The organism is Actinomycetota bacterium (assembly GCA_018334075.1).
In the GTDB taxonomy this organism is placed as follows: Bacteria; Actinomycetota; Coriobacteriia; order Anaerosomatales; family UBA912; genus JAGXSC01.
The window spans coordinates 1-23001 of record JAGXSC010000001.1 but is presented as its reverse complement, the minus strand read 5'-3'; the positions used below and the strand labels follow the sequence as shown (position 1 = coordinate 23001).

Annotated in this window: 23 protein-coding genes and 1 tRNA gene; 18 read left to right on the top strand and 6 right to left on the bottom strand. The window is 56.0% G+C overall.

Features of this window, described 5'->3' with window-relative positions; all coding sequences use genetic code 11:
- Positions 1–22: 22 nt before the first annotated feature.
- The 9 genes from KGZ89_00120 (at position 23) to KGZ89_00080 (ending at position 10761) form a co-directional block, all read left to right on the top strand.
- Entirely contained in the window at positions 23–1603 is a 1581-nt protein-coding gene (locus KGZ89_00120) for a cation:proton antiporter (protein ID MBS3973278.1), read from the top strand.
- Positions 1603–3246, top strand: coding sequence for an NAD+ synthase (locus KGZ89_00115; GenBank protein MBS3973277.1), 1644 nt, complete (start codon positions 1603–1605; stop codon positions 3244–3246). The genes KGZ89_00120 and KGZ89_00115 overlap by 1 nt, the downstream gene beginning before the upstream one ends.
- Before the next feature lie 109 nt (positions 3247–3355).
- Positions 3356–4312: an aldolase gene (locus tag KGZ89_00110; protein MBS3973276.1), complete on the top strand. Its 957-nt coding sequence runs from the start codon at positions 3356–3358 to the stop codon at positions 4310–4312.
- Positions 4313–4374: 62 nt separating this feature from the next.
- Complete coding sequence (locus KGZ89_00105; protein MBS3973275.1) at positions 4375–5325, top strand: acetyl-CoA carboxylase carboxyltransferase subunit beta; 951 nt, start codon at positions 4375–4377, stop codon at positions 5323–5325.
- Positions 5325–6296 carry an acetyl-CoA carboxylase carboxyltransferase subunit alpha gene (locus tag KGZ89_00100; GenBank protein ID MBS3973274.1) on the top strand — a complete coding sequence of 324 codons (972 nt, stop codon included), beginning with the start codon at positions 5325–5327 and terminating at the stop codon, positions 6294–6296. Before KGZ89_00105 ends, KGZ89_00100 begins: the two co-directional genes overlap by 1 nt.
- A 37-nt stretch (positions 6297–6333) precedes the next feature.
- A complete protein-coding gene (locus KGZ89_00095; protein ID MBS3973273.1) occupies positions 6334–7575 on the top strand; it encodes a 6-phosphofructokinase in 1242 nt (413 codons plus the stop codon).
- Positions 7568–9367, top strand: coding sequence for an aldehyde ferredoxin oxidoreductase family protein (locus tag KGZ89_00090; GenBank protein ID MBS3973272.1), 1800 nt, complete (start codon positions 7568–7570; stop codon positions 9365–9367). Before KGZ89_00095 ends, KGZ89_00090 begins: the two co-directional genes overlap by 8 nt.
- On the top strand, positions 9368–9964 hold the full coding sequence (locus KGZ89_00085) for an aldolase (protein MBS3973271.1): 597 nt from the start codon (positions 9368–9370) through the stop codon (positions 9962–9964). It begins immediately after the preceding gene.
- On the top strand, positions 9958–10761 hold the full coding sequence (locus KGZ89_00080) for a TIGR00730 family Rossman fold protein (protein ID MBS3973270.1): 804 nt from the start codon (positions 9958–9960) through the stop codon (positions 10759–10761). The genes KGZ89_00085 and KGZ89_00080 overlap by 7 nt, the downstream gene beginning before the upstream one ends.
- Before the next feature lie 2 nt (positions 10762–10763).
- Here KGZ89_00080 and KGZ89_00075 read toward each other — a convergent pair.
- The 6 genes from KGZ89_00075 to KGZ89_00050 form a co-directional block, all read right to left on the bottom strand.
- Positions 10764–10850: transfer RNA gene (locus KGZ89_00075), tRNA-Leu, on the bottom strand.
- 293 nt (positions 10851–11143) lie between these two features.
- Entirely contained in the window at positions 11144–11488 is a 345-nt protein-coding gene (locus tag KGZ89_00070) for a hypothetical protein (protein MBS3973269.1), read from the bottom strand.
- A gap of 112 nt (positions 11489–11600) precedes the next feature.
- Complete coding sequence (locus KGZ89_00065; protein MBS3973268.1) at positions 11601–12194, bottom strand: hypothetical protein; 594 nt, start codon at positions 12192–12194, stop codon at positions 11601–11603.
- A 150-nt stretch (positions 12195–12344) separates the two neighbouring features.
- The gene (locus KGZ89_00060) at positions 12345–12893 is read right to left on the bottom strand and encodes a hypothetical protein (GenBank protein MBS3973267.1); all 549 of its coding nucleotides are present in this window, start codon (positions 12891–12893) and stop codon (positions 12345–12347) included.
- Between the two features lie 118 nt (positions 12894–13011).
- Complete coding sequence (locus KGZ89_00055; GenBank protein ID MBS3973266.1) at positions 13012–13497, bottom strand: hypothetical protein; 486 nt, start codon at positions 13495–13497, stop codon at positions 13012–13014.
- A 97-nt stretch (positions 13498–13594) separates the two neighbouring features.
- Positions 13595–14320, bottom strand: coding sequence for a hypothetical protein (locus KGZ89_00050; protein ID MBS3973265.1), 726 nt, complete (start codon positions 14318–14320; stop codon positions 13595–13597).
- Between the two features lie 290 nt (positions 14321–14610).
- Between KGZ89_00050 and KGZ89_00045 the strand changes: the two genes are divergently transcribed.
- From KGZ89_00045 to KGZ89_00005, 9 genes are all read left to right on the top strand, one after another.
- A complete protein-coding gene (locus KGZ89_00045; GenBank protein MBS3973264.1) occupies positions 14611–15153 on the top strand; it encodes a helix-turn-helix domain-containing protein in 543 nt (180 codons plus the stop codon).
- A gap of 212 nt (positions 15154–15365) precedes the next feature.
- Complete coding sequence (locus KGZ89_00040; GenBank protein ID MBS3973263.1) at positions 15366–16064, top strand: ABC transporter ATP-binding protein; 699 nt, start codon at positions 15366–15368, stop codon at positions 16062–16064.
- Positions 16061–17032, top strand: a complete 972-nt coding sequence (locus tag KGZ89_00035; GenBank protein ID MBS3973262.1) for a hypothetical protein — start codon at positions 16061–16063, stop codon at positions 17030–17032. The genes KGZ89_00040 and KGZ89_00035 overlap by 4 nt, the downstream gene beginning before the upstream one ends.
- Positions 17025–18335 (top strand): ABC transporter permease, encoded by a 1311-nt coding sequence (locus tag KGZ89_00030; GenBank protein MBS3973261.1) that lies wholly within the window; start codon positions 17025–17027, stop codon positions 18333–18335. The genes KGZ89_00035 and KGZ89_00030 overlap by 8 nt, the downstream gene beginning before the upstream one ends.
- 11 nt (positions 18336–18346) lie before the next feature.
- Positions 18347–19114, top strand: coding sequence for a YIP1 family protein (locus KGZ89_00025; protein ID MBS3973260.1), 768 nt, complete (start codon positions 18347–18349; stop codon positions 19112–19114).
- 92 nt (positions 19115–19206) lie between these two features.
- Positions 19207–20151 (top strand): PhnD/SsuA/transferrin family substrate-binding protein, encoded by a 945-nt coding sequence (locus tag KGZ89_00020; protein MBS3973259.1) that lies wholly within the window; start codon positions 19207–19209, stop codon positions 20149–20151.
- Entirely contained in the window at positions 20090–21706 is a 1617-nt protein-coding gene (locus KGZ89_00015) for a HAMP domain-containing histidine kinase (protein MBS3973258.1), read from the top strand. The genes KGZ89_00020 and KGZ89_00015 overlap by 62 nt, the downstream gene beginning before the upstream one ends.
- Positions 21707–21709: 3 nt before the next feature.
- Complete coding sequence (locus KGZ89_00010; GenBank protein MBS3973257.1) at positions 21710–22465, top strand: response regulator; 756 nt, start codon at positions 21710–21712, stop codon at positions 22463–22465.
- 66 nt (positions 22466–22531) lie between these two features.
- A partial coding sequence (locus KGZ89_00005) for a hypothetical protein (protein ID MBS3973256.1) occupies positions 22532–23001 on the top strand: 470 nt, incomplete at its 3' end.

Here is a 23001-nt window from a genome sequence, read left to right as displayed (position 1 = left end):
CGCCCTTGCGGCGGTTGTCAGCATGGTCGCGGTGCGCCTGAAGCAGCCTCTGATCATCGCGTATATCGTTGTGGGTGTGCTGGTAGGGCCCGCGGTCTTCGGATTTATTACAGCAACGGCCCAGGTGGAGGTACTTGCTGGCTTAGGAATCTCGGTCCTGCTATTCGTGGTGGGCCTAAAGCTCGATCTTCGGCTGATTAGGTCGGTCGGTCCTGTGGCCCTGGCGACAGGTATCGGGCAGATTGCGGTTACCTCCGTCGCCGGGTTTCTGATCGCTACCGCGCTTGGTTTCTCGACGGTCGAGGCCGCCTATATCGCAGTGGCGCTGACGTTTTCAAGCACGATAGTCATCGTCAAGCTCCTCTCCGACAAAAGGGAGATTGACTCCTTACACGGACGAATCGCGATCGGTTTTCTCATCGTCCAGGATATCTTCGTTGTTATCGTCTTGCTTTTGCTACCGGCATTTGCCGTGCAGGCCGAGATCGGCCCTGTGGCGCAGGTTCTCCGTTTGCTCATAGTGGGCGTCGGACTGGTCGTCTTGCTGGCGGTGTTCATGAGGTTTGTCGCTAATCCGCTGCTGAAAGTTCTGGCGCGCTCCCAGGAGATGCTCGTGCTTTTCGCTGTAACCTGGGCGGTTGCCCTGGGCGCGCTCGGTGATTTCCTCGGCTTCAGCAAGGAGGTGGGCGCGTTTCTCGGCGGTGTGTCGATAGCGTCGACTCCGTACAGGGACGCCATTGTCGCGCGATTGACGGGGCTTCGCGACTTTTTGCTCCTGTTTTTCTTTATCGACCTTGGATCCAAGCTCAATCTCGTCGACTTTGGAGAACAGTTGGCGTCCGCCGCAGTGCTGTCAGTCTTCGTGTTGGTGGGCAATCCTCTGATAGTCGTCGGAATCATGGGATACATGGGTTATCGGAGGCGCACTGGGCTTTTCGCCGGCCTGACGGTCGCGCAGATATCGGAGTTCTCCCTCATTTTGGCCGCGCTCGGCGTGAGCCTGGGACATATCGGCACTGATATTCTGAGCCTGGTCACGCTGGTTGGCATCGCGACTATATCGACTTCAACCTATATGATTTTGGGAGCGGATCGCCTCTACGATGTTGTGTCGAAGCCGTTGCGCGTCTTCGAGCGCAATGTACCCTTTCGGGAGATCGAGGACTCGCTGCAGGAGCCGGCCCGGGTCGATGTTGTCGTTTTGGGGCTTGGCAGATATGGAGGCTCCATAGTCGACGGCCTCATGGCTAGGGGTCTTACTGTGCTGGGAGTCGACTTTGACCCACAGGCTTTGAAAGCGGCCAAGGCAAAGGGTGTTCCGATCCAATATGGCGATGCCGAGGATCCCGAGTTCACCGGCTCACTTCCGCTTTCCTCAGCAGCCTTGGTAGTCAGCACCCTTCCTTCTTTCAATGTCAACAAAGCTGTTCTTCACGGCCTTGAAAGCGTCAGGTTCCCGGGCAAGTTTATGGCCACGGCGCATGATGAATCCGAGATCGAAGAACTCGAGGCGGTGGGTGTCGATCATGTATTGATGCCATTTGACGACGCGGCGGACCAGGCGGTGTTCACTATCGCCGAGAAAACAGGAAGGGTTTCTTGATGCGCATCGCGATAGCACAGATAAATCCGGTAGTTGGCGATATCGACGGCAACGTCGAGCTGGTGCTTGACGCGCTTGAGCGAGCAGAGCGGGAGGGGGCTCGGCTGGCTGTCTTCCCGGAGCTGGCTCTTGTGGGCTGCCCTCCGCTGGACCTCATCTATAACCAAGACCTCATAAGCGCTAACCTTGCGGCCCTAAAGCGAGTGGCCGCTTCGGCGCGTATCGACATGATCGTGGGCTTCGTCGATCGCCAGGCGGGCGCATTATATAACGCGGCCGCGTTTGTTTCTGGTCAACAGGTGGCTCGTGTGTATCACAAGCGGTTGCTTTCAGACGATGGAGCTATGGGCGAACGCGCATATTTTTCCGCCGGTGGCGGCTCGGAGTTTTTCGAGTATGAGGGCCTCAATGTCGCGATGACGGTATGCGAGGACATCTGGGATCCATCGCTGACGAGGGGGCTTTCCGATATGGGAGTAGGCGTGGTCTTCAATATCGCTGCCTCCCCGTTCTATAGGGGCAAAAGCCGTGAACGCGAGGAAATCCTGTGCTCCCGCGCTCGTGATAACCAAGTGTGGATTGCGTGTTGCAATCTCGTAGGCGGGCAGGACGAGCTGGTTTTTGATGGACGCAGTGTGGTCATATCCCCTGACGGCTCGGTCGTCGCCCGCGCGAAGGCGTTTGCCGAGGATATAGTCTTTGCTGACGTGGGCGCGCCCGAAAAAGGGGATCGGCCCCGACCAGGTTCGGACGAGATAAATATCCAGCCCGTGCCTGGTGCCGAGGAGGAGCTATACGATGCGCTTGTGCTAGGCACAAGGGACTATGTTTTGAAAAACGACTTTACCGATGTGGTGCTTGGCCTGTCTGGAGGAGTGGACTCCGCGCTTGTGGCGGCGATCGCCGTGGACGCCCTCGGGCCGTCGCGCGTACACGGCGCGGTGATGCCGAGCCGGTACTCCTCGGAAGGCAGCGTTATCGATGCGCGGGAGCTCGCGCGCACACTCGGCATCGAAACGATCGAGTTGCCGGTAGAGCCGGCCTTCGGCGCGTTTCTTGAAACGTTGGCTTTGGTGTCCGGAGAGGGCAATGTCGGGCTGACGCAAGAGAATCTCCAGGCCAGAATACGCGGAACGCTGTTGATGGCGCTTTCCAATCGCTTTGGCTGGCTGGTGCTTGCCACGGGCAACAAAAGTGAGTCTTCGGTGGGCTATGCGACACTTTACGGGGACATGGTTGGAGGGTTTGCGCCTTTGTGTGACGTGGTGAAGACCAGCGTGTACAAGTTGGCGCGCTGGCGCAACGCGAAAGGCGAGGTGATTCCCGCCGCAACGCTTGCCAAACCGCCGAGCGCGGAGCTTCGGCCGGGGCAGATAGATCAGGACACGCTGCCTCCTTACGATTTGCTCGATGAAATTCTTGCGCTGTACCTGGAGGAAAACGTGTCGGCGGAGGAGATCGTGTCAATCGGGTACGATCGCGTGACGGTCAAGGAAGTCGTGGCGTTGGTGGATGGCTCCGAGTTCAAGCGCAGGCAAAGCGCGGTGGGACCTGTTGTCACGCCGAATGCGCTGGGAAGAGGCCGCCGGATGCCGCTTACAAACCGCTACGGCCGCAAGCTTCGTGATCCGAACGCCCCCTAGCAAACGCGCCTTACTTCGCTTACCCTATTGTGTGTGAATCGGAGGATTGAGCGCGGTTTGATATCGCGCTTCAGGAACTGGAAGTCCGTATTTTTTGGAGGGGTGCTGTATGCCCGGTATTACTCGTGGTCAAGTTCGTGTACCGATGGATGTTCCGGCCGAGGCCAGAGAGACCTACATAGACAACTACATGGCCGCCACTCGCGGTACCGGGCGACTGATGCTGTTCGCCTGTGATCAGAAGATCGAGCATCTCAACGACGATTTCTACGGGGAAGGCATCGCCGAGGAAGACGCCGAGCCAGAGCATCTCTTCAGGATCGGAGCGATGGGCGAGATTGGAGTCCTGGCTGCTCAGCGTGGACTGGTCGCTCAATATGCCGGTGACTATCCGGATATCAACTACCTGGTCAAAATGAACAGCAAAACACACCTGGTCAAGACCTCCAGCGATCCAGCAAAGCATCAGGAGGATCCGTACTCGCCGCAGCTACATGATTTGCAGGCCGTGCTCGAGCTACGCGACAACGGGGTCAGGGTTGTCGGCATCGGCTATACCATATACATAGGCTCGGAATACGAATCGCAGATGATGTCCGAGGCCGCCCAGCTTATTGCCGAGGCGCACGCAAACGGACTGATCGTTGTTTTGTGGATGTATCCGCGAGGCAGAGCTGTTACCGATGAGAAGAACGCGCACCTGATAGCGGGTGCCGCTGGCGTCGCCGTTTCCATCGGAGCCGATTTCGTGAAGGTCAACCCGCCGAAGAGCACGGACGCCCATTCCTCGGCAGAGCTGCTAAAAGAGGCCTCGCTGGCCGCTGGACGCACCGGACTGGTTTGCGCCGGGGGCTCGACGGTGGACGCAAGAAGCTTTCTCGGCCAGCTTTGGGAGCAGATTCATGTCGGAGGCGCCATCGGCAATGCCACCGGCCGCAATATCCATCAGCGCGAGTTGTCTGAGGCGGTGCGCTTGACGAAGGCGATAAGCGCGATCACCCTGAGCGACTATGACGCCGATCGCGCCTTGGCCGTGTTCGAGGGCAAGGAAGAGTATTCCGCGTAGGCTCGTGACGCCGGACGATAAGTAGCCGCCGTTCATCACGCGGCGTTGAAGGAAGTGGCCGTATGTCGATCGGCGACTGGTTCAAGGCTAGAGAGAGCCAGAAATATACAGTTAGCCAGCGCTCTGTCGGCACGGCCGATGTGCCCGACGGGGTGTGGTCGAAGTGTGTCGAGTGCAAGAGAATTATCTATCAGGGCGAACTGATCAAAAACCTCTACGTGTGTCGTCACTGCGGATATCACGTCGAATTGACCGCGGTCCAAAAAATCAACATGCTGGTGGACGCGGAGAGCTTTTCGGAGATCGACGCCGGACTGACCGCCGCTGACCCACTTGCCTTTACCGCCGTCAAGTCGTACGAGGACTCCATCACCTCGGCCAAGGTGGCGACCGGCCTTCCTGAGGCCATCATCACCGGACGCGCGTCAATTAATGGGTATCCGACGGTCCTCGGCGCGATGGACTTCCGCTTCATCGGCGCGTCCATGGGTTCTGTCGTCGGCGAGAAGGTGGCGCGTGCTTTCGAGCTTGCGTCGGTGGAGGGCAGGGCGGTAGTTCTCGCGACCGCGTCAGGCGGAGCGCGTATGCAAGAGGGGATGCTCTCGCTGATGCAGATGGCGAAGACCGCGGCCGCGATAGAGAGGTTTTCTCGCGAGGGGCTGCCCTACATCGCCGTTCTGACGCATCCCACGATGGGCGGTGTTACCGCAAGCTTCGCGGGGCTGGCGGATGTCACTTACGCCGAGCCCGGCGCGCTCGTGGGTTTTGCCGGCCCGCGAGTTATAGAGCAGTCGATACGCCAGAAGCTCCCCAAGGGCTTCCAGAGATCGGAGTTTCTGCTGCGCCACGGGATGATCGACGGAGTAGTGCCTCGGTCAGAGCTGCGTGACAGGGTGGCCCTGACTCTCGGCTACCTCATGCACTCGCGGTGCGGTGGCAGCATCGGCGCGGATGCGGGCAAGGCTGACGCGGCCAAAAGCGGTGCCACTGCGACCAAAGGTGGTGAAGCCTGATGGTCTCTCGCTTCACCATGGAGTTCGAGCGCCCACTTGTCGAGCTGGAAGAGAAGCTCACCGAATTACGACGGCTTGACCTGTCCGGGAATCCGGAGCTTCTCGCCGAAATCGAAGCGCTTTCAGCCGATATCGAGCGGCTCCGCGCCACTACTTACGAGAACCTTACCCCGTGGGCACGCGTACAGATTTCACGCCATCCACTAAGGCCCAGAACGCAAGATTACATCGAAGCGCTTTTCAGCGACGTCATCGAGTTGCATGGCGACAAGGCGTTCGGCGACGATGGCGCGATCTTCGCCGGGCTGGGAAGAATAGCTGATCACAAAGTTGTGATTCTAGGGCATCGGAAGGGCAAGACCACCAAGGAGAACATCAGCCGCAACTTCGGTTCGCCGAGCCCCGAGGGTTTTCGCAAAGCGATGAGGGTCATGCGCCTTGCCGATCGTTTTGGGATTCCGGTTGTGAGCTTCCTCGACACCGCTGGAGCGTATCCCGGCAAGGAAGCCGAGGCGCGGGGGCAAGCTTTCGTCATCGCCAAGTCACTTGCGACTCTTTGCGCCGTCAAGGCGCCGGTTGTGGTGGTCGGCATCGGCGAAGGCGGCAGTGGCGGGGCGTTGGCCATCGGATTCGGTGACCGCCTGATCATGCTTGAGAACGCATACTACTCCGTCATTAGTCCGGAAGCATGCGCGTCGATTCTTTACAAAGACGCATCGCATGCCGAGGTGGCCGCCGTCAGCCTGAAGATAACCGCCGAGGACCTTGTTGGTATGGGAATCGCCGATGAGATCGTAGGTGAACCGCTCGGCGGAGCGCACACTGATCCCGGTTCGGTCATCGCTGCGACAGGCCAGCGAATCACAGCGGCGCTCGATGAGCTCGTGGGCTTGAGCGGGGACGAACTTGTGAACAAGCGTTACCTTCGCCTCAGGGCGATAGGTGTCTGGAGTGAGCCTGGGCAGGAATAGGGCGGTAATGCAGATGCCGTCGATGCGGAGGTTGAAAATGGGTGAAAGCACGAACATCAGGAGAGTAGGCATCTTGTTTTCGGGCGGTCCGGCTCCTGCCGCCAACGCGGTCATCTCGGCAGCTGCCATGTCTTTTCTCAACGCCGGCATTCAGGTCATCGGGTTCCTCGACGGGCACGAGAATCTCGAGCGTTTTTCACCGCAGACCCCACTGCGGGAGGGCCGCGAATATCTTTGCCTCACCCGCGATCTGGTGTCGGGTATACGTACCCGCAAGGACATAATCCTGCGCACCTCGCGGGCAAACCCCGGCAAGGAAGTCCGTTCACTGGACGATCTTGCCAACCAAGAGAAAAATGCCAAGCTCCGAGCGGTTCTCTCGGCGTTTGAGCACCATAAGATTGACGCGCTGATCTCTATCGGCGGGGATGACACACTAAAAACCGCCAACTATCTCTATCGCATGCAGGAGATGCTCCAAACGCCCCGGCGCGTCAGCGTCGTGCATCTTCCGAAGACCATCGACAACGACTACTACGGCATCGACTGGACATTCGGGTTTACCTCGGCGGCCCACTTCGCGGCGATGTCGATCCGCAATATCGGTGCTGACGCGCGCTCCACGAAGTCCTGGTATGTGCTTGAGCTGATGGGGCGCAAGGCGGGTTGGCTCACGTATGCGGCAGGGATTGCGGGTGAGGCCACGAGGATGCTTTCGGTGGAGGACTTCGACGGGACGTTCGATGTCGAGTCAACCGCCGAGGAGCTGGTGGATCTCATTCTCACGAGAGCCAAGGATGGCCGGGAATACGGGGTCATCTGTGTGGCGGAAGGGCTCGCCGACATCCTGACAGGCAACAAAATTCTCGATGAGGTTGACGAGCATGGCAACCCGCTTCTAGGCTCGATGGGAATCGGGGAGCAGCTCGCGAAACATATGGAGCGTGCACTTTTCGCCCGCACCGGCGTCAAGAAGCGGATACGCGCCAAGCAGATCGGGTATGAGACCCGCTGCGCCGAGCCGGGCGCCTTCGATGTCATGCTGGGCGCGCAGCTGGGGGTCGGCGCCTACTGCGCGGTGGCTGAGGAGCGGCGCTCCGGTGTGATGGTGAGCGTCAAGGAGCAACTGGATCTCACCTACGTGCCCTTCGATGAGCTAATCGACCCGGACACTCTTCTCACCAGGGTGCGATATATTCATCGCGACAGTGATTTTTACCGTCTCGCCAGGGCGCTCGAATATCAGCAGGTAGAACACGAGAGTCCTGATTGTGAGTGAGACGGCCTCAGCGTTCGGGTATGTCGGCAGGATTCTTTTCGTCGATCTCGGCAAGCGTACCGCCTGCGAAATGCCGCTGGATGCCGATGTGGCCCGGGCATTCATCGGCGGAAGAGGCCTCGGCGCAAAGATGCTTTTCGATCTTGCCGCGCCGGGCATGGACCCCCTGTCACCGGAGGCGCCGCTGATCTTTGCGACAGGGCCGCTTACCGGCACGAAGGTCCCTACGGGCGGACGCTTCTCGCTTACCGGCCGCTCGCCGCTTACCGGCACGATACTCGACACCAACTGCGGCGGGGCGTTCGGAGTTCGCCTGAAAAGCGCCGGCTACGACGCGCTCGTGGTTACAGGCTCTGCCGAGGAAGCGACCGTGCTGCAAATCGACGCCGACGGGGTGCGGTTCGAGTCCGCCGCACAGATCGAGGGGCTCGAGATCCCTGCCGCCACGCAGGCGCTTCTCGCCGGTCGCAAATCCGCGAGTGCGGCTGTCATCGGCTCGGCCGGAGAGCGAATGGTGAAGCTGGCGACTATCATGGTGGATGCCAAGCGCGCGCTCGGAAGAGGCGGCATGGGTGCCGTCATGGGCTCGAAGCGCCTCAAGGCGATAGTCGCTTCCGGCACGCGACGTCCCGCTGTCTCGCGTCCCGAGGCGCTCGATTTCTTCTTATACGAAGTGGACAAGACATTGTCCGCCAATCCGATCACGGCCAAGGTTCTGCCGAGTTTCGGTACCTCGATGCTCGTTGGCGTGCTTGGGCGCCGCGGCCTGATGCCCGCCTCCAACTATCGCGCCGACGGACGAAAGCTGGCAGAGACACTTTCCGGAGAGCACCTCGCCGAGCGATTTCTCGTGAAGCGCTCCGGCTGCTGGGGCTGCCCGATCGCTTGTGGCCGTCGCACGCGTACCGAGGGAGCGGAGGGCCATGGCCCGGAGTACGAGACGATCTGGGCCCTCGGCGTGAATCTCGGCATCACTGACCTGCAAGATGTGATCGAGCTGAATTACCTGTGTAACGAGCTCGGGCTTGACACCATCTCGGTCGGCGGCACTTTGGCGGCCGCGATCGAGCTAGCGGAGAAAGGACTCGCTGACCTGCCCGTTAGAGCGGGGGATGTCGCCTCCGTTCGCGATGCGATCGTGGCTCTTTCCAGGCGTGAAGGCGAGTTCGGACAGTTGGCCGCGGAAGGCTCCCGGGTACTCGCCGAGGCTTGCGGTGCGCCTGAGGTGGCGATGCAGGTCAAAGGACTCGAGCTTCCCGCATACGACCCTCGCGGCATGCAGGGCCAGGGGCTTGGCTACGCCACCTCCAACAGGGGCGGCTGTCACCTGCGCGGCAACATGCTCGGGTTCGAGGTTCTCGGCACGCCAAAGCTGGTCGATCCTGGAGCGGTGAGCGGCAAAGCCGGGCTGCTCATCGTCGCGCAACATCTCGGCGCGGCTCTTGACTCACTTTCGATGTGCAAGTTTTCGAGCTTCGCGCTTTCCGAGGAGCATTACGCGCGCCTTTACTCCGCGGTCACGGGAATCGACCTGAGCGGGCAGGATCTGCTCCTGACGGGCGAGCGGATATGGAATCTGGAGCGCCTCTACAATCTTCGAGAGGGCTTTTCGGCGGCGGACGACCGGTTGCCTACGCGCCTTTTGACCGAACCTGACTCGCGGGGCGCGGTGGTGAACCTGGAGCCGATGCTTCAGGAGTATTATCGCTTCAGGGGTTGGGGCGAGGATGGCGTACCGGTGACCGCCAAGCTTCAAGAGTTAGGACTCTCCACCGAGCAGGGAGTAAGCTAAATGTACGAGCAGTTTCGGGACATCGGGCGCGACATATATCTGAGCCACCTGATCTCCAGCCACGGCGGCAACATGAGCGTTCGCCTTGGCGACAGGGTGCTCATCACCCGCAGGGGATCGATGCTGGGCCGGCTGACTCCAAGGGACATCATCGAGACCGCGCTTGACGGCGATGACTCTGAAACGGCGCTTGCCTCCACCGAGATCGTCGTTCACAGGGCGATCTACAAGCGCACCAACGGGCTGGCGATAGTTCACACCCACTCCCCCCACACTATCCTGCGCTCCATGCTCGCCGACGAGATCATTCCTGTCGATTCCGAGGCGAGCTATCTGTTGCACAAAGTGCCCGTCTACTCGCTGGCACGAACAGCTGGATCTTCCGAGGTGGCCGATACGGTTTCCGCCGCGCTGAAGGAGTACAAGTGCGTCTGCTTGCGCGGCCATGGTCCTTTTGCCATAGGAACCGTGCTCGAAGAGGCTTTTCAGTGGGTGAGCTCCCTTGAGATGGCGTGCAAGATACTCAATCTGCGCGACTCGCTCGGGGCTGATCTGATTGAATATCGCGAACACGGAGAGGACTATGAGAGATGGTGACCGAAGCCAAAGACCCGCCAGGAAACTCAGACGACGGTGAGAGCGACTACAAAGGGCCCGAGCGCCGAAAAGAGACCACCGGCAAGCCGTCACTGCTCCGGCAGGCGGCCGGCGCGGAGATCGACTTTCTAGCCGGGCATCGCCGTTATTCCGACAACCTGGAAAGTGCGGTCAGGATATTCCTGGAGTTTCTGCGAGGGGTCGAGTTCATGCCCTTCGGCGAAAGGGTTGTCACCGTCTTCGGTTCGGCGCGATTCGCCGAGGGACACCCATACTACGACCTCGCGCGCGCGGTTGGCGGCGCGCTTGCCGGGGCGGGCTACTCGGTGATGACCGGTGGCGGACCGGGAGTGATGGAGGGCGCCAATCGGGGTGCCCGCGAGGCAGGCGGGCGCTCCTATGGGGTGAACATCCATCTGCCGCATGAGCAAAAACCCAATCCGTATATCGACGAGTGTATCGAGTTCGAGCACTTCTTCGTTCGCAAGGTGATGCTCGTAAAATATTCGTGCGCATTCGTGGTGCTGCCGGGTGGCTTCGGCACCTTGGACGAGATATTCGAGACTCTGACGCTGATGCAAACTGGCAAGATTCGCCATTTTCCGATCGTCGCGATGGATCGTCGCTTTTGGTCGCCGATGATAGATGTGCTCAAGAGCAAGCTTTGCTCGGAAGGTACAGTCGACCCGGCGGATCTCGATTTGCTTTGTGTGACCGACTCGCTTGAAGAAATGCTGGAGATCATAGCGAAGAATCCGCATGGGTGCGGCGATCATGACGGCTTGGGGGCTTCGTGAAATGGTGCCCGGGGCGGGAATCGAACCCGCACTCCCTTTCGAGAACCGGTTTTTGAGACCGGCGCGTCTGCCAGTTCCGCCACCCGGGCTTTTTAGCTGCGTGGCAGATTATACGCAACGGAGGCGATCGGGGGAACAGAAGTAAAAAATGTGTGAATCGCGCTCGACCCCGAAATCGCCCTTACGGGCATTGATGTAGCCGACTATTTCCTCTGTCGGCGGTCGAGATCCGCCCCGAAAAAAGCCGCCGCGCTCTTGAGTATCTCGTTTGCGCGGCGAAACCCGGCGCGATTCAATCTCGGCCAAACACCAAGACTAGTGAAATAACAAAAGCAAACAATGAGGCGAAAAAGAATAATAATAGCCCCTGGCCTCGCCCCTCTTATTTCTCATAAAAGTACCCCATCTCTTGGACCTTCTTCTTTACCTCTGCTTCAGTACTTTCACTGAGATCAACCTTGTCCCCATCTATAAACAAAATAAGTGTTGGATGCTTCCAACTTTTGTCCATCTCAATATTTAACCGAGCCGAAGATTTACTACCATCGGGGTTGTCAATAACAGCAAATAAGGCCTTTCCTTTGGCAAAGGGATTATTACGGATGTAGTAAACAGCCAATGCACCATTAACGCGCAATTCAATAATATGCTCTATCCTAAAATTTAATCGCTCACAGACCGAAATAATATTGTTTTCAAACAATGCGTAAAACGAACCCAAAAGCACTATAGTGTCCCCTTGTTGTTCAATCGAAATGGAATAGCAGAATTTGTAGTTTCCTTTTATGGCTATGAGATGGCCATTAAGCAATGGGGGGCAAGGAAAGCCGCCCCTACCCTTATCTGAATACGATGGGAATACTTACAGCAGCCTTTTTATAGTCATCCGGGTATTCATCCTTCGCGCTCCATAAGTGTCCAACGATGAACCCCCCAGTAGTAGCAGGTTGCTCGAATGTTATTTCGGTTTCGTAAGCGTGCTGGGTGAGGTTATAATGAGAAATCTCGGGAAGCTGAAGTCTGGCTAGGGTGTTGCCATTAGTATCGGTGATCCGCAGTATTCCCCCTCCGTAATGATTGGTGGCGTGCCAAAGCTTTACTCGAACGGGGCTGGCGATCGATTGCCCCGTTCGCGGTTCCATCAGATAAAAGCCTAGCATATCTACGGCCTCGCCCCGCGTACCATCAAGGAGGTCTTTCGCATGCTGCCGCAAGGGAATTCTTTCACCGGAGGCGACATGTTCAATGTACTCAGGGACATTCTCTAGAAGCCCCCGGCCACCTGTGCTAATTACCTTCAAGTACGCTTCATGCCCATCATTCGGAACAGCCTCACCCACTACTCTATTTTGGTGCCAAAGTATGCCACCGATTATTGTTAAACACAGAACACCCGTCAGAAACAGCGAGACAATACGGAACTTCTTCCCCATTAACTTCCGCGCCCCTCTCAATTATTTTCCGACAACCGCCCCGCACAATCTTTCCTTGGCTTGTGATTGAGAAAAGTTGCCCCCTTATGGATGCCCCCGGTTTTGATGAGATGGCCTCTAGTCCCATTCTCTACTCCTGCCTCCTTTTCCTCAGCTCTCCAGCTCTGCGGGGAAACCTTTATCCCATCGAACCTGCGTGTAGTCCATGAACTCTATCAACGATACTGCGCCCACGGCGAGCGCCACGAAGATGAGTCCCTCTCTCTCTGCAGAGGTAAAGCCATGCCATGAGGAGATCCACACCGCAACAAACGTTCCGACTGACGCATATACGCCCAGACTCACCGACAGACTTTTTCGTGCCGCGCGCTGTATCAGTGTCCGATAGGCCGTTTTCAGTTCGTCTACGGTCGCAAACGCTTCTTCAGTCTTGTAGCTCTGGAAGGTCCTCCGGTGTGTTGGGCGTTGGATCAGCAGGTATATTAGGTATTGGATCAGCGAGTAGCCTAAATACACCACACAAAAAATCGCGACGCCTGCAAGGCTATGGGTATACACCTGATTTTTTCCAAGATACCAAAATGCAAAAAAGGGAAGCGCTACCGCGAACATCAAGGACCAAACCAATCTACTTCCGACATACTTTTTGAGCGCCCTGTCGAATACCTCGCGATTTTTTTGTCCCAGCTGACTAGCCATGTCGTGATCCCGCCTTCCCTGTGTCTAGACGCCGACCTGGTAGTCGATGCCTTTTTCGTCCCTCAGCCTTCGCAGAGACGCGTTTTTACTAATCATTCAAATGGAAGGTGAGAATATGTCAATCTTCGGTCAGGGCAATACTGTCAGCCTTCAGCTCTTTCTTCCGCGTAAACAATAATGCTCTTACAAAACCAACAGCAAAGACTCCTGTCATCATAAGAATGCTATAAACCATGACATACACTGGTTCTTCTAGTTGCTGTATCAGTAAAGCTCTGTAAATATAAAATGGAAAAAATAATGTTTGTGGCAGTATAGGTATATTAGGTATATCCAAGTCACCCAATATCATAATTATCGTTTCAACTGTTAGGAAAACAGCGAAAATGCCCCACCAGAAAAAATTTTTGGCATCGTATGGGAGGGGAAAAGCGTGCTCACCTTTGGTTTTTCCTAAACGGTTTTTTGTGCTCCACAATCCGGCCTTTTGCCCAAGAAATACTCCAAAAGATGTTGGAATAACTAACAGTAAATGAACAGACAGCAGGAGTACCACTAAAAGTAGAAGCACATGAACTAATATATCCACAAGAGTCATATCCACAAACAAGAGGGTCCCTCCCAACTAAGATTTATACGCTCACAGGCTACCCCACCGTAAAGCCAGGGTAGCCTGTGAGTAATTATCTTTAGAAGGGCATCTAGGGGCGTCCCCCAAAGAACTGAACACCATACCTTTGGGCGCATCCACTGCTAAAAACATCACCGAAAGAACCGCCAGGTGTTCTTTGACCACAAGATATGCAATTACCTCGTACCCAGGCCCTACCTGCCTGTACGAGATTCCAGGTTGTATTGGCAATTCCCGCCACTTGAAGTGCGATTCTTAGTATTGGCCAAACGCGCACTACCACGTTAACTGTTGCTTTGGTTACCTTTGCACCTGCTGATATCAATATGCTCGCAGCCTTTAAGGTTGACGTCGTTACTGCCACTCCCGCTGCCTTTAGTGCAGCAGCAGCAACTGCGATTTTTACCCCAAACCAAGGATTCACATTTTTTACTAACATTAATTGTCCTGCTACCAGTGCCACCTGAAATTCCTCGACGGAGACTTTTTCGTTACCATCATCTGTCGGCAACAAAAAGTAGTTACCTTGCCTTTCTAGGGCAACTCTCCTGCCATCGACAACTGCTACTTCTGGCCAGGGAAATTCATAGGATGAATATCCTTCTTCTGCCTCAACCTTAAGCACCGGCTGTCCGTCAATCACCCGAACTTCTGCATCAAGGTACTGAATTTGCCGCGCACTTTGTTTTTCTTGCCCCCTTCCGTTCCCTTGCCTTGCGACAGCCGGAGTCACAAAGGCAGACATCAGCAGAGCAACCGTCAGAAACAGCGAGACAATACGGAACTTCCTCTTCATTAACTTCCACGCCCCTCTCAATTATTTTCCGACAACCGCCCCGCACAATCTTTCCTTGGATTGTGATTGGGAAAAGTTGCCCCCTTATGGATATATTGATCCTATAACACCCCCCGCGTCAATACTTTTTTATGCCTGAATTGACAAAGTCAGTGCAAATGGTCTTGCACTTAGTCTGGCAGGTCTTACCCCGAGCATCCTCACTATCCCGATTCCTCGCGTCACCCTATCCTCTCTGGCATCCGCCGCCTCGTCTCCGGTGGGCCTTGACGACAGAGAGGAGTACCCGCATGCCGGAGAATCCCTGTGGCTATCGCCACCTCACCTACGACGACCGCTTGGAGATCGAGCGGACGCTTGGTGCCGACGAGTCCGTGAGCTCGATCGCCAGAAGTCTTGGCCGAAGCGTCTCGAGCATCACGCGCGAGGTCGTTCGCAACCGCAGAGAGGAAGGGTACCTTCTTGGCCATGATCGACCTGGTGACCAAGTGCCGCTACCGGCCGCGCAAGCGTTAAGCGCCCCACCGGAGCGCTTCTTCGTCCCGGAGGGGCGCACCCACACCGACTTCCTCGCTCTTACCGACGACGAGCGGCTCTCGGCTGTCGAGATCGACTGCGTGGAGGGCGTGTGTCGAGGAGGTATTCAATGCGCTCCAGTCCCTGCTTGGGAACGGGTTTGCCACCGCCTGCTTCGCCGCATCGTCCCCGAGAAGACCTCGATCGACAATCTGACGAACCGCGACGCCGCGATCATCGCAAGCCATGTGAACTCGACGCCACGGGCCTCCCTCGGCGGAGCCTCACCGGTGGCGAACACCGCCACTAAAGATTAACCCCACGACCCACGGCGGCGAGGCGGACAAGCAAGACAGCACGGCCACCGGATCCCTTGCACTAAGTGAGGCAGCCGATCAACGTCGACCAAGGGTTGCACTTACTTTGTCAATCAACCCCGGAGTAAAAAATGTAGCGGAAAAGTTGGTATATGCTAGGAAAAGTGGGTATAAGCTAATCTAAAGCGTCGAATATCACTGTAGACGGGGGCATGTTGACTGGCGTAGTAGAGGTTACAGGTCTTACCAAGCACTACGTAATGGGCGGAGAGCCGCTCGAGGTATTGCAGGGAATAGATCTCACGATTGAGCGCGGAGAGATTGTTTGCGTGATGGGCCCGTCCGGTTCCGGGAAGTCGACGCTGCTCAACATCATCGGCGGACTTGATCGTCCAACAGCTGGCACCGTGTTCGCCAGTGGAGAAGATCTTGCCCAAATGAACGATGAGCGGCTAGCTGGATATCGGCGTCGCGAGGTCGGGTTTGTCTTTCAGTCGTTCAACCTCATCGCGAGCATGACCGCGAGAAGCAATGTCGAACTGCCACTGGTCTTTGCTGGCCTGACCAGCGAAGAGCGCAGGAAGCGGGCTTTCCGGGCCCTGGAATCGACAGGACTTGGACACCGCCTTGACCATAAGCCGACAGAATTGTCAGGTGGAGAGCAGCAAAGAGTCGCCATAGCTCGGGCGGTGGTCAACGAACCGACTGTAATTCTCGCTGACGAACCGACCGGAAATCTCGATACTGCTACCGGACAGGAAATTCTGGATTTGATTTTGCAGATGAATAAAGACGGAAGGACGTTTCTTATCTCTACTCATGACAGCAGGGTCGCTGAAACTCTGGCTGACAGGATTGTTCACATCCTTGACGGGAAAATCGAAAGCATCGAAAAAGGAGGAGGCTCGTGACTATTGTATTGCCAATCCGGCGGGCTCTGAGGGTAAGTGTCGCTGCCCTGATCTGTGCTGCCTTGGTTTTTACGACGTGGGCGCCGGTTCAGGCGACTCCGGCCGATGGGCCTCAGGAGGCTGTGCCCGTTTCGCTTACTTCAGCCGAGACGATCGCGGCATCGCCCACCCCCATTCCGCTGCTTATAATCAGGTCGTTTTCGACCACACCTGAGAGAATATTAGCTGGGGATCCCTTTGCGCTCAGGCTGAGCATCCTCAACACTACAGCGCGTCGGGCAGAAAACGTTCTTGTCTCGGTTGCCGGCGCCGAGACCCCGCCAGCTGCCGCGGGTGCGGGGGGCCTTGCGGTTTTGGGTACTGGGAACGCAAAGCATATCGGCGCGCTAAGGGGACAAAGGCAGGCTGATGTGACCTTTGATGTGGTTACGACCCCCGGGGTCTCGGCGGGGGCGCTAAATGTGCCAGTCAATATCAGCTTCGAGTATGAGGGAGTGCGTCATGAGGTCGTCTACACGATCGGGCTGATAGTCGAGCGCGTGCCCGTCCTCTCTCTCGTGACAGCGGAAGTTCCCTCCAAAGTTGTGGCAGGAGAAGACTTCACCACAAGTTTTGAGCTTGCTAACGCAAGCGCGTTCGAGCTCAAGGCCGCGAAACTTTCTGTCGAGGCGAGCGGTGCGAGTGTCACGGACGGAAGCTGGTTTATCGGCAACTTTGCTCCTGCAACAATCGAGTCGATCGAATCGGTAGTTCGCGCGGAAGAACCCGGCGAGCTAGAGGTTGTGTTGGTTTTAGAGTACCGTGACGATTTTGGCCAGGCTCAATCCCATCGTGAGACACGTACGGTTGCAGTTGAAGAGCCTGTCGCAGCCGAGGAAGCAAATGGCGAGGGCGAAGAGCCGGGTGACGCGCGCGAGGAAAACTGGTTTATCGCGTTTGTCAGGGCGTTTTTCGGACTGGGTGGATGATTTGCGCGCTAAGGACCAGATAGTTCTGACCATCTCCAATCTCAAGCGAATGAGGTTGCGGCTTGCGCTCACTGTGACAGGAGTTGTTATCGGCACGTCTTCGATAGTGCTGATGATGGCGGTCGGGATAGGACTTCAGCGAAACGTCACCGAGGAGCTAGGCGCGATGGGGGCAGCGACACACATCAACGTGTTCGCCGGGTTCATGCCGGGCATGGCGGATCCGAAGTCGATAGACTCACGATCTGTCGCGGAGATAGAGGCTATCGAAAACGTGGATGTGGTTATGCCTCAGGTAGCGCCTGTTACCGTGACAGGGATTGAGTATAAAAGGAGCACTGCGTTTTTTTCGATGCAAGGCGTGGAGATAGACGCCTTCGAGCAGCTGGGATTTGCGGTCGAGCACGGCCGCCTCCCTAGAAGTGAGGGCGAAGTAGTAGTAGGGGCGATGGTTCCGCGTGATGCTTTCTTTGTAGATGGGGAGATCCAGCGCTATGAGCCTGCCGACTTACTTGGCGCTCGCCTGGACCTGACTTATACGGATTTTCCCGTTGAAGGCATCGAAATGGACGCCGAAACCATTCAGGAGCCGCAGGAGCACACCCGCAGGATGACAGTCGTAGGAGTTTTGGCGTCGGCGGATATGCAAACTGACAGGTCGGCGTTTATCACTTTGGATGCGGCCTTGGAACTTAACGGGACAGCCACGAGAAGGCCGGTGTATGACAGCTTGATCGTCCAGGCCGATTCACCAGTGGATGTGGCCGATATAGAGGCCGAACTTAGAGAGATGGGGTACGAGCCTTTTTCGGCGCGCACGATGCAGCAGGGCATAAATAGCATGTTTCTGATTATCCAGGGGGTGCTCGGCGCCCTTGGTGCGATTGCCATGATTGTTGCGGCGCTCGGAATCACCAACACCATGACGATGTCGATCTATGAGCGAACAAAAGAGATAGGCATCATGAAGGCGGTTGGGGCATCCAACCGGCAGATAAAGCGCGTGTTTTTGGGTGAAGCGTCAATCATCGGGGTTTTAGGTGGCGTCATCGGTCTTGCGTTTTCGGTATCCACAGCGGCCCTTGGGAATCTTTTCGTGCAAGACTACATCGCGATGCAGATGGCGATGCAGCCGGCGGGCGCGGCGGCGGACGGCGAGACGCAGATGGCATTTTTTCATATCCCTTTATGGCTAGCCGTGTTTGCGGTGGTTTTTTCGGCCTCCGTCGGTTTGCTGGCAGGGATGTTTCCGGCTGTTCGCGCAGCCAATCTTGATCCGCTGAACGCGCTTCGGCACGAATGAAGGGAAATCCGATGAAGGCCTTGTTCAACATTTTGCTTGCACTGTTCCGTCCGGCGACAGCGATTGACAGGGCTGGAACCTCCATGAAATGGCTTTGGTTGCCCATAGTGGGGATTTTATTGGTATCGGCTGTAGCTAAAGCCTCGATCGGAGCTCCTCTCGAGATCGAAGAGGCCTTTAGTCAGTTCGATGCTGTGCAACTCGAGCAGGGGGTGACGCAAGTTGAAGATGAGGGCACCGTCGTCGAGGCCTTACCACCGGAAGAGGGGACGATTACTGAAGGTGAACTGGCTCTGGACGGCGGCATGATGGCTATCGGGCACGTGGCGGCAGTAGTCTTTGGCAGCCTGGGCGCGCTTTTTGGGGTACTGTATGTCGCGACTTTTTTCTTTCTAGCCGCCAAGGTTTGGGCCAACCAGGTCGGATATACGGTTATGCTTACCGTCGCCTCGCTGTCGCTGGTGCCTCATGCGATCAGGAATTTCATTCAGGCGGCGTATATGCAGTTAACGGGTGATTTTCTTGCGCATCCAGGCCTTGGTGCACTCGTGGCTCCAGCGACACCTTTGGATCCGCCCGGTGTCGCCTACGCTTTGTTGGCGCAGATTGATATCTGGGTCATCTGGGGACTTGTCATTTTGGCGGCCGCGCTTTTCTCCAAGACGATCGATTTTCAGAAAAAGCAGGTGATCGCCGCGATGGTAACGTTCATCGCGATCACTGGTATCTTCGGGGCGGTTCCTTCACTGGTGGCGGGGGCTCTTCTCGGCGGAATGTGATACTGATCGGATACAATCGGCCATGACGAGAAAAGGGTCTGGTTCCGCCCCGTCTTGACGGTTCGCGAATTACAAACGAGTATTGACGAATAATGCGTGCGTATTTCAAAAACATGGATGCAAGGCGTTTGCTGGTATTCTCGTTCGTGACAACGGTGACAATGACGCTAGTTTTTGGGGCGCTGATCTTGAACGCGGTAAGGGATTCGCGTTCCTCGGCGACTGAAGACTTAGACCAGCCAGGGCGACCCCTTACCATTGCTGTAGTTCGGCTTGTTGGCGGCTGGGCTGCTTGGCCATCACACATGGATGCGCTTCAACACATCAGCCGCTCCCTGGATAGGCCGGTTCATGTGAAGTTTCTGGCGCCTGGCGAGCGCGCCGAGGAAATCTTCTCAGAAAATGACCACGTAGACGCTGCGTTTATGTCGACATTTGCATATCTGATCGCCCGAGAGAAATATGAGAACATGACGCATCTTGCCACTCCGATTGTCAGCGGACACGCATCCGAGCAGGCAGTGTTGGTGGTTAGCGCGGAAAGCCCTTATATGAGCGTTTCAGATTTGCAAGGAAAGCGCCTGGCACTTTCTCCGCCCGGAGCTGGGGGCTCAATACCGGGGAACGCATATGCCAGGTGGGTGCTTTACCAAAGAGGACTCGGAACCGCGGAAGAGTTTTTTGGCGTGGTTGACGAACGCTTTACTCAGGACTTGAATCTGAGACGGGTTCTCAACGGGTTGGCCGACGCGACCTCGGCGAATCGAAGTCAATTAGCCTCCTGGCCCCAGGGCTCTTTTCGGGTGATCGAGTATTCTCATGAGTATGCGATGCCGCCATTCGTGGTTTCACCGAAACTCAGCGATGCCGAAGCAGAGAAGATTATCAATGCGCTCATGACTTATCGTTCGGACAGCGAGGATGATCTCATCGGCGGATACACCAGGCCAAAGCCCGAGGATTATGATTTTCCGAATGAGTTACTGTCTTTTGCCCGTGACAGGAGCGGTTTCGTGGAAAGTGTCGGTAGTGAATAATTTCGGCAACAAGGCTGACGGCAAGAAAAGATCCCTCGCCCTCAGATTTGTGTCCATGACCATTTTGGGGCAGGCCCTTTTCGGTGTCATTCTCGGCCTGGGTGCGGGAACATACGTTGTCGCTTCAGATTATCGTGCTCGCTATGCTTACATGCAGGACGTTGCCGGAGCCATGGCGGCCAGCGTGCTACCCATGGTCATGGACAGAGACATTCCCGCAATCCAGGGACAACTTGAAACTCTGCAATCGCTCGCGGGCCATGGGAACCTAAAGGGTATTAAGTTTTCTGACGCTACGGGCCAGGCATTGGCAACATTGGGTGAAGTGGGGCTAAATGATCCTTCTTTAGCAGGCACAACAATCGGGGAAAGACTTTTTGGTCCACACTATATCGAGCATCCGGTAGCTATCGAAAATGTCCACTACGGCACAATACGACTTGCGTTTGGGGAGCGCACTTTTTTTGAGACATTCGGCGTGGCGATGATTGTTACATTACTGGTCACTTCATCAGTTGTACTGGTTTCCGCTCTCTGGTTTTCCTGGCTTACCGTGCGGACGGTGATCGAGCCGATTCAGGCGATTCAGGTGGCGGCAGAGCAATTGGCCAACGGCAAGCGTGATATCACTTTAGGATTCAATCGCAATGACGAAATCGGCCAACTGGGAGATTCGATCGAGAATCTCGCACAACAGCTGAATAAGGGCGAAGAGAAATTACGTGAAACAGCGAGAGAGGCCAGAAAAGCTCAGATAAGTGAGGCGCGGCTGCGTAAAAAAACTGAGGAAATGGCGCGGCTCAAGTCCGACTTCATAGCGGTTGTGGCTCACGAGTTAGGCACCCCTTTATCTGTGGTGACTTTGTACAGTGATATCTTGGCATCCAGTAAGGCGCGCAATGTCGATGAAGACACTTCGGAGGCCATTGATGGGCTAGCGGCGGCTGCGCCAAGGTTGAATTCGATCGTCAATGACCTGATGGATGCAGCGCTACTTGATCGTGGGATGATGCGAATTACGATGAGGCCGCTAAACCTTACAGAGATTGTGAAAGAGGCCGTAAGGGATGTCGCGCGAACCACCGAAACCCATGACGTGGACGTACATCGGGGCTCGTTTGATGAGGAAATTACCGTGTTGGGGGACAAGGTGCGAATTCGCCAGATCATGGACAACTTGCTCTCTAACGCCATCAAGTACTCACCAGCGGGAACCACCGTTTCTGTTCGCTTTTTCACTGACAATGGAAATGCGGTCGTCGAGGTGGAGGATCAGGGATCCGGAATCTCTCATGTCAACCGCTCGCGGGTTTTCGAAATGTTTGGACGTCTTGACCATAGTGATAATCGCGATACGGCAGGCTTGGGCCTTGGGCTTGCGATAAGCGCAAAAATCGCGCAAGCGCATGCAGCGACACTCAGTTTTAATTCAGAGTCAAATGGCAGAGGGACAACATTCACCCTGAGGATCCCTCTTCTCAATGCCGAGGAGATGAAAGACTTCCGCAGCATCGAAGTTTCGATCGTGAAGGTCGCCGAAGAGGCAGGGGCGTAAGAGATGGCCGGGGAGCAGCAAAAAACCAGTGGTCGCAAATTGTTGATAATTGATGACAGCATCGACCTTCTGAAGGGTCTCAGAATGGTGTTGTCCAAGGAAGGCTATCTGGTCGAAACATTAAGTAAGCCGGCGATGGCCTTGGATGTGGTAAAAAATTTCGAGCCCTGCCTGGTAATACTGGATGTAATGATGCCAGAAGTCGATGGATGGCAAGTCCTTCGCACTATCAGGAGCAACAGTGGCACAGCGCGAATTCCGGTGCTAATGCTAACGGCCAAAGGCGCATCTGAGGCAAAAATTACAGGTTTTACTCTTGGGGCCGATGACTATCTAGTCAAACCTTTCGATATATCTGAACTGAAATGTCGCGTTGCGGCTTTGTTGCGGCGTTCGGTCGTGGGCGACGGCCAGCCTCTGCCAGAGTGTTCTTTCCCCGTTTTTCTGGGCTCGGGTGAGTCCTTGCTGATTCCTTCAGAAGACGTCTACTTTATTGCCGGGGCAAAGAACTACACTTTTGTTCATACTTATGACAAGAAATATTTAAGTCGTTTGACGCTCAGTGAGGCCGTAGCCGCCGCTCCAGCGGGTTTTATGAGGGTTCATCGGTCGTATCTGGTAAATATCGGCAGGATTGCGTCTGGTAAATGGGCGTCTTCCTCACTTTACAAGATCGGTCTGTCAGATGCCGCCGGTACACAGATACCGGTTAGTCGGAGATTGGTTACTGAATTGAAGACAAAAGCTGGAATGAGGTAGGGTACTCATCTTCGCCACGTCCCAGGCCATTGCGGAGATTGACTAGCAATTGACAGGAGGTGAACTATGAGAAAGGCCATAGCCTTAGCTGCGCTAGGGTTTGGCGTTTTCCTATCTACAGCTTCGGCGTTTGCCGCTGACGGAGCGACGATCCCGCATGGTGGTTACAGCATGGCTACGGATTCGTGTTTGCAATGTCATGACATGCATGGGGCCGCTGGAGATTATGTGCTGATGAGAGAAACAACCGTTACTGACGTCTGTGCGACATGCCATACGCTCTATCAGTCGGCACCCACAGGCGCTTTTGATCCCGGTTTTTCAGGTACTCCTGCCGCCGAGGTTCCGAACCTGGCCGCATACAACGTGCCGATTGCTGACAGACTTATTCACCAAGGGCATCGGCTTGGGTTGGGGGACAACTATATTCCGGGTGGTAGCGGTACTCTGACGGCGATTCAGTACTTGAGCTATCCGGCAACTGTCTCCGCAACGACTTTCACAGCCACTCGGGGTTTGTACTGTGCCAGTTGTCA